Origin of the sequence: Marinomonas sargassi (assembly GCF_025716875.1) — a bacterium.
Lineage (GTDB): Bacteria > Pseudomonadota > Gammaproteobacteria > Pseudomonadales > Marinomonadaceae > Marinomonas > Marinomonas sargassi.
The window spans coordinates 314,539-329,610 of the sequence record NZ_JAOVZB010000003.1 but is presented as its reverse complement, the minus strand read 5'-3'; the positions used below and the strand labels follow the sequence as shown (position 1 = coordinate 329,610).

The window sequence follows — 15,072 nt, the reverse complement described above, 5'->3', positions numbered from 1 at the left end:
GTATTTACTCAGGACGTAAGAATTCATGTTTAAAAAAATCAGGGGAATATTTTCAAACGATTTGTCTATCGATTTAGGGACGGCAAATACCCTTATTTATGTTCGAGGCCGCGGTATTGTTTTAGATGAGCCTTCCGTTGTAGCTATTCGCCATAATGGCAACCAAAAAGTATTAGCGTCTGTAGGTGCTGACGCAAAACGTATGCTAGGTCGTACGCCAGGTAACATTACGGCTATTCGTCCAATGAAAGATGGTGTAATCGCTGACTTTCATGTGACAGAGAAAATGCTTCAAGATTTTATTAAGAAAGTACATGAAAACAGTTTCTTTAAACCAAGCCCAAGAGTGTTGGTTTGTGTGCCATGTAAATCTACTCAAGTAGAACGACGTGCTATCAAAGAATCAGCACTTGGTGCGGGTGCCCGTCAAGTTTACATCATCGAAGAGCCTATGGCGGCAGCGATTGGTGCAGGCCTTCCAGTAGCGGAAGCATCTGGTTCTATGGTTATTGATATCGGCGGTGGTACCACAGAAATCGCTATTATCTCTCTTAATGGTATCGTTACTTCAGAATCTATTCGTGTTGGTGGTGACCGCTTTGATGAAGCCATTATCACTTATGTACGCCGTCAGTATGGTAGCTTGATTGGTGATGCAACAGCAGAGCGTATTAAGCAAGAAATTGCCATGGCATACCATACCGGTGACGAGTTACAAATCGACGTGCGCGGCCGTAATTTGGCGGAAGGTATTCCTCGCTCATTTACTCTAAGTAGTTCAGAAATTTTAGAAGCGCTTCAAGAGCCACTAGCGCAAATTGTTCAAGGTATCAAAGCTGTATTGGAGCAATCTCCTCCAGAGCTAGCGGCTGATATCGGTGAAACAGGTTTAATGCTAACCGGTGGTGGTGCATTACTACGTGAGATCGATCGTCTTATTAGTGAAGAGACAGGCTTACCTGTTATCGTTGCTGAAGACCCACTTACTTGTGTTGCCCGTGGTGGCGGTATGGCATTAGAGATGATTGACCGAGTAGCCGGTGAGTTATTCTCTGTTGATAACGAGTAAGCAATAGGAGCGTACCATCAATAACTCGCTTCAGTTTAAAGGCAAAAGCCCAACAACACGTTTTGTTGTCTTGGTGCTTTTGTCTATAAGCATGATTTTTGCTGATGTCCATCACAATGCCTTTTCTCAATTTAGACCCTATCTAACCTTGATAATCACCCCTGTTCAGGTTGTAGTGAACACGCCTAAGAAAGCGTTTGCTTGGATTGGCGAGCACTTGGTGAGTCGAGAGGATTTAATTGCAGAAAACCAGTTGTTAAATGCGGAAGTATTACGTCTACGTAGCCGTCAGCAGCGACTCGATGCATTGCAGGCGGAAAACGTTCGCCTTCGAGAGTTGCTCGATGCATCCCAGCATGTGGATGAAAAGACCATAGTAGCTGAAGTGATCGGTTTTGATCAGAATGCCTATAACCACAGAATTATGATAGATAAAGGGCTTTCGTCCGGCGTCTATGTTGGTCAGCCTGTTTTAGATGCCACTGGCGTGTTAGGTCAGGTGGTTGAAACCTCTGCTTACAGTAGTCGAGTGCTTTTAATTGTTGATGCCAGTCATTTTATCCCAGTTCAGCTTTCTAGAACCGGTTTTAGGGGCATACTTAAAGGTACCGGTGATATTCTAGAAATGTCTTTAATTAGTGTGCCTCGTTCCGCAGATATTAAGAAAGGTGATGTGCTCACAACATCGGGCTTAGATGATCGTTTTCCGAGTGGTTATCCGGTGGGTGTTGTTAAGTCTGTGACTTATATTGAAGGCGAGTCTTATGCCGATGTGGATGTCGTGCCATTAGCCCAGCTCGGCCGGAGTCGACACATAATGTTAATTGATAAACAGTAAATAAGGCGAAGATGAAGTCTATTTTAGTATTTTGTTTTACCCTTCTGACGGCCTTGATGCTTGAAGCCATTACATTTCCAGAGGAATTGATATGGTTCCGTCCTGAGTGGGTGTTATTGGTTATTCTGTATTGGGTAATTGCTCTGCCTTTAAAAGTTGGCGTCGGCTTCGCATGGTTTTTTGGACTATTAGTTGACTTGCTACAGGGTGGGATTATTGGGCAGCATTCTCTTACTTACGTGATTATTGCCTACACCTGCGCTGTATTTTATAAAAGGCTAAGGATGTATAAACCATGGCAACAAGGCTTTTTTATTGGCATTTTGGTGAGTATTAATCAACTGATAGATTTTTGGATTGATTATTACTTTGGCAACGCGGAGCCAACTTTATATATCTTCATTCCTGCTGTGATTACTGGGTTATTATGGCCGTGGTCGTTTGTTATTCTTCGCAGCATTCGACGCATTTATGCTATCCGTTAAATTTTTTTAGGTAATATTATGCTTTTCTTAGCCTCTGCTTCACCAAGAAGAAAAGAGCTACTGAGTTTGTTGGTACCAGAATTCAATATTTTGCCTGCGGATATTGATGAAACTCCCCATGTTGGAGAAGCTCCAAAAGAATACGTTATTCGCATGGCGATAGAGAAAGCGAAAGCGGCTTCACTTCTATATAGGCAAGACACCTCTACTGATCATTTTTCTGCCCCTATTTTTATTGCTTCTGATACCAGTGTGGTAGTGGATGATTGCATCTTGGGTAAGCCAGAATCTTTAGCGCATTCTCAAGAAATGTTAAGGCTATTATCGGGTCGTAGCCATTTTGTTATGACATCCTTGTGTATCTATCAACCTGATAAAAATCAATTGGTTACTGAGTGTGTTACGAGTGAGGTGACTTTTCGTTTGATTTCTAATGTGGAAATCGAACAATACTGGCGCAGCGGTGAACCGAGAGATAAAGCTGGTTCCTATGGTATTCAAGGGTTAGGGTCGATTTTTGTTCAGGCTATTTCTGGCTCTTACTCAGGGATAGTGGGTCTGCCGCTTTTTGAAACAGCACAGCTATTAAAACAATTCGGAATTCATTCTTTAGAGGAAATGTCCCATGAGTGAAGATGTACTGATTAATGTTACGCCAATGGAAATTCGTGTTGCCTTGGTTGAAAACGGTATGCTGCAAGAAGTTTATATCGAGCGATCTAGCCGTAAAGGAATTGTTGGTAATATATATCAAGGTAAAGTGGTTAGGGTTTTGCCCGGGATGCAGGCCGCTTTTGTCGACATTGGTTTAGAAAGGGCTGCTTTTATTCATGTATCAGAAGTAGCCGACCGTGATGCGGTTAACCCAAGCGATCAGATTGGCAGCTATTTACGTGAAGGCCAGTCACTGATTGTTCAAGTAACAAAAGACCCAATTAGCTCTAAAGGCGCGCGGCTAACAACCCATCTATCCATTCCGTCTCGTTATTTAGTCTATATGCCAGATCAGTCACATGTTGGCGTGAGCCAAAGAATTGAAGACGAAGTGGAACGCGAAAGGCTGAAGTCATTGATCTCAGAAGCGTTAAGCGGCGTAGATGACAAAAGTGGTTTTATCTTGAGAACGGCTGCTGAAAATGCAGGAGAGGAAGAAATCCTTGCCGATATCAAATTCCTTACTCGCTTGTGGCAATCGGTTAAAAAGCGCATAAAAACGGCGAAAGCGCCTTCTGTTATTTATGAAGACCTGCCTTTACACTTGCGTACTATGCGTGATCTTGTCGGCTTAGCGACGAAGAAAATCAGCATTGATTCAAAAGAAAACTATGTAAAGCTTAAATCCTTTGCAGAAGATTTTATTCCTGAGCTGCAAAACAGAGTAGAGTACTACCCAGGTGAACGGCCAATATTTGATCTTTATAGTGTCGAAGATGAGATTCAAAAAGCACTAGATCGTAAAGCGCAGCTTAAATCAGGTGGATATTTATTGGTTGAGCAAACCGAGTCTATGACCACGATTGATGTCAATACTGGTGCCTTTGTTGGTAGCCGAAATCTTGAAGAAACCATTTATAAAACCAACCTAGAAGCAGCCACAGCGATAGGACGTCAGCTTAGGTTACGTAACCTTGGTGGTATCATCATCATCGACTTCATTGATATGGAAGATGAAGAGCACAAGCGTCAAGTGTTAAGAATGCTTGAAAAAGTATTGGATGGTGACCATGCTAAAACTAAAATCACGGGGGTGTCAGAGCTTGGTTTAGTGGAAATGACACGCAAGCGCACTCGAGAAAGTCTTGGGCAAACGCTTTGTGAACCTTGCCGCTCATGTCGAGGAAGTGGCGTCGTAAAAACGCCTGAAACTGTATGCTATGAAGTGTTTAGAGAGATACTAAGAGCCGATCGAGCTTATAATTCTCAAACCTATACTGTGCTTGCTGCCAGCTCCGTTGTTGATCGATTCTTAGAAGAAGAAAGCTCCAATGTGGCTGAGCTAGAGGCCTTTATTGGTAAAACGATTCGTTTTAAAGTGGATTCAGTGTATACGCAAGATCAATATGATGTTGTGCTCCGATAGTTAGCGTGAAGGCGTCTAAATGAAATGGCTACTGAGTAAAGCGATTGTAATCCTTTTTTGGGGGGCGGTATTTATATCTTCCCTTGGGATTATGTTCGCTTTAGGTTTTGGTAAGGTATTGCCGTACTTAGATAACTATCGCCCCCAAATTGAAAGTAATTTACAGCAAATCATTGGTCATCCCGTCAGCATTCGCATGATTGATGGCCGTCTTGAGGGACTGGACCCTTCCATTTCAGTTAGTGGGTTTAGTCTTGCTCCGAATGGAGTCCCAGCGGTCACAATCAAAGAAATGCGTATTCGATTGGATCTTATTCAGTCGATCTTAACTTTAAGTCCTCAATTTTCATATTTACGTTTTATTGACCCTCATATCCATTTGGCAGAAGATCAAGGTGCTGTGCGATTAAAAGGCACTACTCCTAGCTCCAGTGTGAAAAGTGATGTTGGTGTAGAGCGGGTGTTAGGTTACTTATCAGATTTACGCAATGTGTCTATCTTAGGTGCTAAGGTGAATGTGACCAGTAAAACATTTGGCGATCATTTTTTTGAAAGCTCTGAAATTTATGTTTTTCAAAAAGAAAACGAAACGCTTTTCCGCGGGGAGTTTTACTTAAACGAAGGTGAGTCCGCTTTTCTTTTAAATGCTCGTCTTGAAACCCCGTCTAGCTTTTTAGGAACTCCAAGGCTGAAAGCGTCAGTCGTAGCTCCTAACTTTAGCTTACCTTTGAATAGTTTGATGTCATCAACGAACTTTCCGATATCACACGTCGATGTGGAAGGTAATATTTGGCTTGATGTATTGCTAGGTAAACAACTGGATTTAAGGTCTGAGTCTAATAATATTAGGCTGACTTTTAATGACGGAAAATATTATGATTTATCCTCTTCGCTGAAGTTAGGCTACATTCACTCACAACCCAGTTTGAAGCTAGTGCTAAGTGATCTCGCTGTTAAAGAGAAAGGCCAAGATTACTTAGCAACCGATATTGAAGTTGATTGGTCTTCTCTCACCAATCGGACTCGCATCAAGTTTGATCAAATTGACCTTGAACTAGCGAAGGGCTTGGGGGGGCAGTTTATACCTTCCCATTACCAAGCTAAGAGGCTGGTTGATGGCCTTGCTCCAAGCGGCAAAGCATTAAATGGTGAAGTTAGTCTTTTCCGTAAAAATGATAAATTGTCTTTTGAATATATTAGTAATTTACAGTCTGCGTCGGTGAATGCTTACCAAGGTATTCCCGAGGTCGATAAAATAAACGCAGTGTTTCGTTTGTCGGAAGACGAAGGCTCAGTCGATTTTCGTGGTAAAAGTAGCAGTCTACTTTTCGAAGAAGTATATAGCCAACCTTGGTTAACAGAATCTGCTTCAGGTTATGTCGCTTGGAAACAAGATCAAGATTTCATTGTGACCGGACAAAATTTACATATTCAGCGTAATAAGGCGGATATAAAAGGCGATTTTCGTTTGGAAATCAGACAAACTGAGCCTGATTGGATATCCCTGGATTTACATGGGGAAAATATCCCAATTATTGATAGGCTCACCTATATTCCACCAACTGCTCTAGATCAAGAGCTTCAAGAGTGGATTCAGCAAGCTTTTGATGGGCAAGGGCAAGCTGATTCTATTGATGTCTTTGTGCAAAGTGAATTATCCAATAGCGCTTCCCCTGATGTGAAAGTGAAATTAGTCGCGAGTAATTTGGATGTTACTTTTGATGAGAGCTGGCCAACGGCTCATGAAGTAAAGGGGGTATTTGAATACGATAAATCGGGCGTTATTGTGCAAATTGACAGTGCGCTATTACAAGATTTATCTGTTTCAGGGATACGTTTAGAGGCTCCAATTATTGAAAATAAAGTCGATTGGTTATATCTGAAAGGTGCTGTAGAAGATGATTCTAATGTGATTTTAGCATTGTTAAATGATACGCCATTACGTGATAGCGTTCTAACACCCTTTGAAAACTGGTATATGGAAGGTGATGTAAAAGGGCAGATGAATATCGGTATCCCTTTTACTGATCAAGATGCCAAAGTAGATGTTAGCCTCAATTTTAAAGATAACCCTCTTTTAATCAAAGATCTGGAGCTTGAGTCGGTTATTCAACAGGGGCAGGTAACTTATACCTCTGAAGATGGTCTGAAGAACACGAATTTTGATATTCAAGCTTTTGGGGGAACCTCTCACCTTAAGCTCACGTCTCGTTTTACGGAAGAGAAGGATTTAATTGTTTATGGAGATTTGGAAGGAGTAGCCAATGTACAAGATGTTGCTACTTGGCAAACAGCTCCAGAGGCTCTGCTTAATAAAGCTACAGGTACTACTCATTATGTTGGGAACTTATCTATTAATGAGGCTCAGGATGGGCAATTCGAACTAATGGTTACCAGTGATTTATTTGGGGTTGATATTTATTTACCTGAGCCAGTAGGGAAGAGCAATGAAGAGCTCCGTGCACTCGAAGTAAAAGTCATGGTGCATGAAGACGACTTAGTGGTGGATGCATTTTATACGGACCTTTTAGACTCACGTTTTTTGTTTAAAGACAGCCACTTTATTGGTGGTGAAGTCTTACTTAATAGTAAGACAAGTCTTTCTACCAATGTTCCGCAGGGCGTGGTGTTAAGAGGCAGCATGGATTATGTGAATAGCGAAGACTGGCATGCTGCTTTCGCTGCTGATGCTGACCAAGTTTCAAGTGATCAGGGTGGTGCTTCTGAATCTTTTGATCTGTTCCCTAGTTGGTTAAATACTGTTGATCTTATTGTCGATTCTCTTTTACTCAATAAAGATAATACTTGGAATAACCTAAAGGTGTCTTATCAAAAAGAGAATGATAATGGCTTTTTAGTGAGTGCTGATGAAGGAAACTTGCGCTTAACCATATCCGATGTGCCTGAGTTGCATTTTGGCTATTTAAGTTGGTCTACAGATTCGTCAGAAGACGATCAAAGAGGGCTAGAAGAAGCCCCTATTTCTGCGTCACAAATACCTGACATGCGATTAAAAATAGATGAGCTGTATATAGATCAGCAACCCTATGGGGATTGGCAAACTACAGTTTCGCGAACAGGTACTAAGGTTATTGCTTCTCCTATTACTTCAGCTTTGAAAGGAGGGGAGTTCCTAGGTTCTTTCATTTGGGACGATAGGGGGGAAAGTTCAACGGTTAAAATGGAAGTAACTGCAAAAGGAAAAGATCTTGCTGAGCTTACCGGTAAGTTTTCTGAAGAGGCTTTTATCTCGTCAGAGAGTTACGATATTAACGTGGATTTAGGCTGGCAAGGACACCCGTTTGATTTTCATAGAGAGTCTCTCTCAGGCGGTATTCGCTTCCAAGGTGAGAAAGGTAACTTTAATCAGGTAGAAGAAATCCCAGCCTTTTTGAAGGCCTTGGGGATTTTCAATGTTGGAGCCTTAAGTCGCAGGTTAACATTGGACTTCCGCGATGTTTATGAACCGGGCCTTAGTTACGATACCTTTTCAGGTGATCTTAACTTGAAAGATGGCATACTAAAAACGGTAAAACCTATTCATATTGTTTCACCCTCTGCAGAGCTTTCTTTAAAAGGTACAGCAAATATTGTTGATGAAACCTTAGATGAAAGGCTGACAGCGACGTTTCCTTTAAGTGGAACCTTACCCCTTGCTGGCTTGCTGTTGGGTAGTCCCCAGCTAGCAGGAATACTCTTTTTAACGGATCAGCTGATTGGTGATCAAATCTCCAAAGTGACAAGTATACAGTACAGTATCAAGGGGCCGTTCTCTAATCCTAATATTGCCCCAGTAAAATTTGAGCCATCAAATAAAAAGAAGGGTAATTGACAATGACCAGTACTTTATCTGTTGCGGCCATTCAGCTCACTAGTACAGACAATTGGCGAGACAATTTAGACACGGTTAAGTCGTTAGTTAATTGTTGTGCTGAAGAGGGGGCTGAACTCGTTGTACTACCAGAGAATGTATTTCTGTTTGATGGAAAAAATATGCGTGCTTTGGCGCAATCTTCAGATCAACAAATTATTTTGGATTCTATTACCGAACTGGCAACATCCTTGGGTATTTATCTTGTTGTTGGCTCCCATCCAATGTTGTATTCAGAAGATAATCACGCTGTTGTAGGCGATAGAGTAAGGCAGTCTTGTTTGGCGATATCGCCTCAAGGTGAGCTAGTATCTCGATACGATAAGATCCATTTATTTGATGTCGATGTGGATGATAAAGCGGCTTCTTATCGAGAGTCTAGTGTTATTGAAAAAGGTGAATTAACTCCTAAAGTTATTGATGTTAATGGCTTTAAAGTGGGTCTAAGTATCTGCTACGACTTACGTTTCCCTGAACTATATAGAGAGCTAACACAATTAGGTGCTGAATTGTTGTTGGTTCCTGCAGCATTTACCTATGTAACCGGAAAAGCCCATTGGAATACTCTTTTAGCTGCAAGAGCTATAGAGAATCAATGTTTTGTCCTTGGTGTGAATCAATGCGGTTGGCATAACGCCACTCGCCAGACCTATGGTCATTCTTCATTATATTCGCCTAATGGTGAGCGTTTAACTGGGCTAGAAGGCGAGTCGGGCTACTTTGTCTGCCATATTGATAAAGAAAGTTTGATATCTCAAAGAAGTAAGATGCCTTGTTTTTCTCACCGAAGGTTTTAGAGCCTGTCTATTTCGATTCTTAATGTATTCCTAATACTGATTTCTCTTTTAAATTCTACAAGTGATTTAGGTCAATAAACCTCGCTCAAATATAAAAATGTATACAAAAATGTTTTTTGGTTTATAGTATTCCCTTTACTTCAATTAGGGAGAACCTGTGAACAAGGTCTTTAAAGATGTAAGCCTAAGTGCTTGTGTGGCTGGTTTTGTCGCCGTTTTAATTGGCTTTGCGAGTTCTGTGGCTATTGTATTTCAAGCCGCGCAGTCGGCAGGAGCCAGTAACGATATTATAGTTTCGTGGATAATGGCGCTTGGTTTAGGGATGGGAGCTAGCTGCTTCTTATTATCCCTGTGGTATAAAGCCCCAGTTATTACTGCATGGTCAACGCCTGGAGCCGCTTTATTGGTAACCAGCTTGGGCGGCATTAGTTATCCGGAGGCCATTGGAGTATTCGTGTTTGCTGGCGGTTTAGCTTTGCTAACTGGCATTTCTGGTTTGTTTGATAAGTTGATGAGCATAGTACCACTACCTATTGCCTGTGCCATGTTAGCTGGAGTGCTGTTCAAGTTTGGTCTATCGATATTTGACTCTATGTTTAGCCATACCTTTTTAGTTTCTTGTATGCTCATCTCATACTTGTTGAGCAAACGGTTTACTCCTCGCTACGCTGTATTGTTTGTTTTAGCGACTGGTGTTGCCTTTGTTTTAGCCAGTACAAATATGGACTTTTCTGAACTGCCTATTGAAGTGGGACACTTTATTTGGGTGTGGCCTGAATGGGATATAAGCGCACTAATAGGAGTGGGTATTCCCTTGTATATTGTCACAATGACCTCGCAAAACGTTCCAGGAATTGCCGTAATGAGAAGTAGTGGTTACGACACTCCAGCCTCACCCTTAATTAGTTGGACGGCAACGGCATCTATTGTTCTAGCGCCATTAGGCGGTTTTGCTTTTAACCTAGCAGCGATTACCGCAGCTATATGCTCTGGAAAAGAGTGTCATGAAGATCCTAAAAAACGCTACATAGCAGGGCTTTCTGCTGGTGTGTTTTATTTACTAGCTGGTTTGGCAGGAACCACTGTGGTGGCTTTATTCTCATTCTTTCCTACTGCCATGATTGCTTCACTCGCAGGAATTGCTTTACTCGGAACAATTGGCGCTAACTTAAAAAATGCCATGATGGATGATGATATTAGAGAACCTGCATTGGTAACTTTTTTAGTTACTGTGTCGGGTGTGGCTTTTGCTGATATTGCTTCTGCTTTTTGGGGTATTCTTTTTGGTTTAGTATATTTATTTGTACTAAAGAGAAAGGCCTAAATTGCATTATGAATGTAAAGCAGCAGATAAAAGAAGATATCTTAAATTGTGTCTTACCTAGGGGCAAAGCTCTTAGGCAAGTTGAATTATCGACACGTTATGGCGTAAGTCGTATTCCTATTCGAGATGCTTTGCTGTCATTAAAGTCCGAAGGGTGGTTGTCTCCGCACGGTAAAGTTGGCGTTATGATTCCTGATTTGAATTGGCGTGAAGCGGAAGATATTTATCTTATGCGTTCGACTTTAGAGCCTCTTTTACTTGATAAAGCCTTTAGTGCAATTAGCTCTAAGGAATTAGAAGAAGCCCGACAGTATCAATCTGAACTAGATGGGGAGAACCTTTCTCTCATTAGGCGAGGGGAGCTAAATTGGGCGTTCCATCAAGCAATATACCAAGCGGCTAATAGGGGTACTCTACAGCGTGTTGTCGAGTCTTTAAATAAACAGGCGATAAGGTATTTAGGCTTTCAATATGGTCCTTTAAACTACCGGACAACAAGTCAATCGGAACACTCTGAATTGCTTTTGATGATTGAGAATAAAGATAAGGATAAAGCGTTAGAACACTTAAAAAGACATATAGAAAAAGCAGGGGCGTTACTGGTGAACTATTTAAAAGAAGTGCAGTAACGTTACCGCTTAATATTTAGTTTAAGGTAGCTGGGGTAAATAAATATCTAGCTTTGCTCCACCTAGCACCTGAGATGCAGTTTTCTTGATAAAACCTTGTCGCTCCTTAATTACATGAGCCTCGGCAGAGAGCTGAGAAAAGTATAAGCCTAGGCCAGTACCACTTTCATGAGCACCTTCAATATTTTCTTCTTCCGAGTTAAAGCCAGCGCCATCATCTTCGATAGAAATAATTAGATAACCGTTCTCCAAAGAAGCTGACAATCTGACTTTGGTTTTGGCGAAGCGGAATGCGTTGTATACTGCGGTACTAACGACAGCAACCATCAGCCGTTCATCAAATATGCCATGAAGGTTCTCATCACACTCAAATGATAAGGCGAGGTTCTTTGTAGCAGCAGAGTCTTGTAGTGCAAATACTTGATCATCTAAGAATTCTTCGAGTAAAAAAGTATCGCTATGTAATTCATAACCATCAGATGCCAATTTATATAGATAGAGATATTCTACCCAGTCATCATTGAGCTTCTTCAGAGCTTCTTCAATATGAGTTATTTTCTGCGAATTTGTACTTTCTACGCTTAGAGACTGTTTTAGCTCTTGTAGTTGATAAAGCAAAGACCCCATTTGGTTCTTACTTTCATGAATAGCGCTGGCAAGGATAGTACTCATGTCTAACTTTTTCATTCGTTATTCTCCAAAAGCTTGAAGGTAAGTGGCGCTTTGTTGCTCTGTCGGTGCCGATGCGGAGCCTTTTTCTGTTTCATTTTTCCATGTTTCAAAGACGGTTTTTGCTTTAGTTAGATTGCTTTCATTTAATGCCAGCTCTAATTCGCATTGATAAGCCCTTGCTCTATGGCTTGGATTGTCAATCGATATTTCATGAACGTTTTTCAGTGTTCTATTAAAGCTGTCTCTATGGCGAGAAGATAGGGGGCCTTCACTTGCTAAATGTACAATAGAATCTAAGTGGCATAAGTAAATCTCATCTATATCGAAGCATGAGTGCTTGGCAAGAAAAGCAGCTCGTCGATAAGCTGACTCAGCTGTAATATAGTCTTTTATTAATAAGCTCACTTTTCCCAATTCAACTTGGCGAAGTAGGTTTTTAGGGGACTTTTCTATCGCCTCTAATATTGTTGATTGGGCTTCTTCTGGCTTGTTTTGAGACAATTGAATTTTGGCGAGCCAGTCATAAGCACTTACAAAAAAACGGTTATCTAGCATAAGTTGGCGAAAGTTTTGCTCTGCTTTGTCTAATTTATCAAGAAAGAAGTAGGTTTTGGCTTTGCCGAATAGAGCCCACGGCATTTTTCGGCTTGCTAGGGTCTCTTTAAACACTCTGAGCGCGTTATCATAGTCTTTGAGCTCTAAGTAACAGTCGCCAATAATTCGTTCACATTTACCAGTAAGAGAAGGGTGCTTTTCTATAGTCTTTTGGGCTTCTTCTATTGCTTTCTCATATTTTTTTGCATCGAGTGCCTTATTTACTTCTAATAGTCTCTCTTTCATTTCAATTAATTTGGAAAGACGACGATGCAGAACTACTTGTGAAAAGGGTTTGGTAATGTAACCATCTGGCTGAAATTCAATAGCCCCCATAACCATTTCAACGGATGTTTCAGCGGTAACCATGAGATAAGCAGAAGTATTTTTGATTAACTCTGAACGTCGAACTTCTTCTAATAACTGCTGGCCATCCTTGCCTTTACCTAAATTATAATCAGAAAAAACCACATCATAAGATTTGCTTTTTAATAGATCGATGGCTGTTTCAGCCTTCATTGCAATATCAATGGCAGTGAAACCAAAATCAGTCAGCATTTTCTTCTGCATGATACGAGCTTCTGCCATATCTTCTATTAGAAGCGCTTTCTTCTTAGAGAAATCCTGTGATGTCATAGATGGTTTGTTTCCATTTTCACTGTTACATAAATGATTTATTCGGATCTATCGTTAGGCTTTCCGAAAATATTTCATCCTCTTCCGAGTCCTGTTGTGGGATGGAGTAGGATTCATTTGCCCATTCACCAAGGTCAATAAGCTTGCATCTAGAGCTACAAAACGGACGATCAACATTTTCTGTCGTCCAAGGTGTTTTAGTCTGGCATGTAGGGCAAGCAATCAGTGTTACTTTATTGTTTTCTAACATTTTATTAACTCAATGATCTTGTTATGCATTGTTAAGACTCTATCACTCATATCATCAAGATTGCCAGAGTTTTCAAATACTAGATCGGCCATCTTCAATCTTTCTTGATTGTTTAGCTGGGTGTTTATAATCTTTTTTGCCATTTCCGCATCTGAGGTGTCCCTTTTCACTACACGATCTACCTGAATATGCTCTGGGACATCGATTGCAATAACTAATTGGCATTGAGTATTTTGCTTTGTTTCAAAGAGTAATGGGTGAACAAGTAATACGTAGCTTGAAGTGGCATTGCTTAGCTGTTTCGCTATCTCTTCTCGAATGACAGGATGTGTTAATGATTCTAACCATGTTTTTTCGCTAGGTTCGTTGAAAATGATATTCCTTAATGTGGCCCGATCAAGTTCCCCGTTTGGTAATAAAGCCCCCTCACCATATCTCTGTACTATTTTATGTAGGCAGTAGGACCCAGGTTCGACAACCAGTCTTGCGATATCGTCAGCATCAACAGATTGAACCCCAAGCTTATGGAAGAAAGAGGTTATTGTACTTTTACCAGAGCCTATGCCTCCAGCAAGCCCTATGACAGGAGGTGTTTGCTTTATCATAAATATTTAAAAACTATCGTTGTTTAGGAAAATATAAGAAAAGGTCCACATGATATGGACTTAGTCCTACTTTCATTAGTCAATAGAGTGTATAGGATTCCAGTTAAACTTGCACAAACCAGCGTGATCGAGAGGTTGGTCAGAGCGCCTATATTGGCATTTACGCAACTTTGAGCAGTGGAAGATATAGCTTAATAATAGTGTGAGTAACAAAGCCCGCGGCAATGAGTAAACATAGAGCGGGTAATATTCTCTCCAACCTCTGTATTTTTATGTTCCAGCTTTTTTCATGTTCTATTTTGGCTAAAGTGAGAGCTCTCTCTATATCACCATCATATTGAGTAGAGTGCAGAGCAAGGCTAGAGCTTTTTGGGAACCAATGTTGAGGAAAGCTTTTTATATAGCTGTTGCCAAGTCTAAGTTTATAATAAACCGTAAGGGTTTCTAGTTTAAATCTATGATAAGTGAAATGTTGAGCGGCTATCCAAACCCCTTCTTGTAATGTGCATCCTGTATTTCTAATTGTGTTGAGTAGTGAAAAAAACTTATTTAATCGGAAGCTAGAACTATACCTTTCTAGCCAATGACAAGCGTCACCTCTTTGAAAGCTCAGGATGAGGGCTAGTTGTGTCAAACTGCATAAAGCGTATAGAAAAATAATGAATATAAAGTTTATTAGATGTTCAGTTAATGAGTAAGTTACTAGAAAATTGATCATCAAAATGATGATAGCCAGTTGAATTAAAAAGAAGGGGTATAGTAAAGATTTGAGTAAACGTTGAGACCAATCTAATAGTGTTCTTAACTGTTTTATGGAAATTTCAAGACTGCTAAGACAGGCTTCTTTAGTGCTGTTTGTATTAACTAATTTACAGTACGCTTGAACTGGCGGCTCAACCAGCTTCATTAAGGTGGTATTTAAGGGCCTACCTTTTTCTAATTCACTTACTATGGCGCTACAAATGAGAGCTATGTCTGCCTTTGATGAAAATGTGCCAAGGTGAGATATGGCTTCTTTAATTTGTATGCCAGATTGTAGAGCGCTGTAGAGCTCCTCGTAAAAAACTAATAAGGTTCTGTAGTTGAGCTTTTTAGGATTCCATTCCGCTACTTCAATAGCCCAATTTTGTTGCGTGATAAACTCGCAGAGAAGCGCCTCTTTACTGGTTGAATGTAGATAGTGTATTTCTCCGGCTCTTTCCGTTACTTTGAACCAAGGCAT

Annotated in this window: 14 protein-coding genes; 9 read left to right on the top strand and 5 right to left on the bottom strand. The window is 40.7% G+C overall.

The features are described 5' to 3' along the window. Positions 1-25 precede the first annotated feature (25 nt). The 9 genes from OFY17_RS08435 (at position 26) to OFY17_RS08395 (ending at position 11,093) form a co-directional block, all read left to right on the top strand. Positions 26-1,069, top strand: a complete 1,044-nt coding sequence (locus OFY17_RS08435) for a rod shape-determining protein (RefSeq protein WP_263530284.1) — start codon at positions 26-28, stop codon at positions 1,067-1,069. A 16-nt stretch (positions 1,070-1,085) separates the two neighbouring features. Next, positions 1,086-1,907 (top strand): rod shape-determining protein MreC, encoded by an 822-nt coding sequence (mreC, locus tag OFY17_RS08430; RefSeq protein ID WP_263530370.1) that lies wholly within the window; start codon positions 1,086-1,088, stop codon positions 1,905-1,907. Between the two features lie 11 nt (positions 1,908-1,918). Beyond that, entirely contained in the window at positions 1,919-2,392 is a 474-nt protein-coding gene (gene mreD, locus OFY17_RS08425; protein WP_263530283.1) for a rod shape-determining protein MreD, read from the top strand. Between the two features lie 18 nt (positions 2,393-2,410). After that, entirely contained in the window at positions 2,411-3,025 is a 615-nt protein-coding gene (locus OFY17_RS08420) for a Maf family protein (RefSeq protein ID WP_263530282.1), read from the top strand. Beyond that, positions 3,018-4,472 carry a ribonuclease G gene (rng, locus tag OFY17_RS08415; protein WP_263530281.1) on the top strand — a complete coding sequence of 485 codons (1,455 nt, stop codon included), beginning with the start codon at positions 3,018-3,020 and terminating at the stop codon, positions 4,470-4,472. The genes OFY17_RS08420 and rng overlap by 8 nt, the downstream gene beginning before the upstream one ends. A gap of 19 nt (positions 4,473-4,491) precedes the next feature. Beyond that, the gene (locus tag OFY17_RS08410; RefSeq protein WP_263530280.1) at positions 4,492-8,304 is read left to right on the top strand and encodes a YhdP family phospholipid transporter; all 3,813 of its coding nucleotides are present in this window, start codon (positions 4,492-4,494) and stop codon (positions 8,302-8,304) included. Between the two features lie 2 nt (positions 8,305-8,306). After that, a complete protein-coding gene (locus OFY17_RS08405; protein ID WP_263530279.1) occupies positions 8,307-9,140 on the top strand; it encodes a carbon-nitrogen hydrolase family protein in 834 nt (277 codons plus the stop codon). 157 nt (positions 9,141-9,297) lie between these two features. Continuing rightward, positions 9,298-10,464, top strand: a complete 1,167-nt coding sequence (locus OFY17_RS08400) for a benzoate/H(+) symporter BenE family transporter (RefSeq protein WP_263530278.1) — start codon at positions 9,298-9,300, stop codon at positions 10,462-10,464. Between the two features lie 8 nt (positions 10,465-10,472). Continuing rightward, positions 10,473-11,093, top strand: a complete 621-nt coding sequence (locus OFY17_RS08395) for a GntR family transcriptional regulator (protein ID WP_263530277.1) — start codon at positions 10,473-10,475, stop codon at positions 11,091-11,093. Between the two features lie 21 nt (positions 11,094-11,114). Here OFY17_RS08395 and OFY17_RS08390 read toward each other — a convergent pair whose 3' ends face one another. The 5 genes from OFY17_RS08390 to OFY17_RS08370 all read right to left on the bottom strand — a co-directional run bounded on the left by OFY17_RS08390 (position 11,115) and on the right by OFY17_RS08370 (position 15,072). Then, positions 11,115-11,780 (bottom strand): sensor histidine kinase, encoded by a 666-nt coding sequence (locus OFY17_RS08390; RefSeq protein WP_263530276.1) that lies wholly within the window; start codon positions 11,778-11,780, stop codon positions 11,115-11,117. A 3-nt stretch (positions 11,781-11,783) separates the two neighbouring features. Next, positions 11,784-12,995, bottom strand: a complete 1,212-nt coding sequence (locus tag OFY17_RS08385) for a tetratricopeptide repeat-containing response regulator (protein WP_263530275.1) — start codon at positions 12,993-12,995, stop codon at positions 11,784-11,786. 25 nt (positions 12,996-13,020) lie between these two features. Then, positions 13,021-13,245 (bottom strand): DNA gyrase inhibitor YacG, encoded by a 225-nt coding sequence (locus OFY17_RS08380; protein ID WP_263530274.1) that lies wholly within the window; start codon positions 13,243-13,245, stop codon positions 13,021-13,023. Next, on the bottom strand, positions 13,239-13,850 hold the full coding sequence (gene coaE, locus OFY17_RS08375) for a dephospho-CoA kinase (protein ID WP_263530273.1): 612 nt from the start codon (positions 13,848-13,850) through the stop codon (positions 13,239-13,241). Before coaE ends, OFY17_RS08380 begins: the two co-directional genes overlap by 7 nt. 160 nt (positions 13,851-14,010) lie before the next feature. Continuing rightward, entirely contained in the window at positions 14,011-15,072 is a 1,062-nt protein-coding gene (locus OFY17_RS08370; RefSeq protein ID WP_263530272.1) for a type II secretion system F family protein, read from the bottom strand.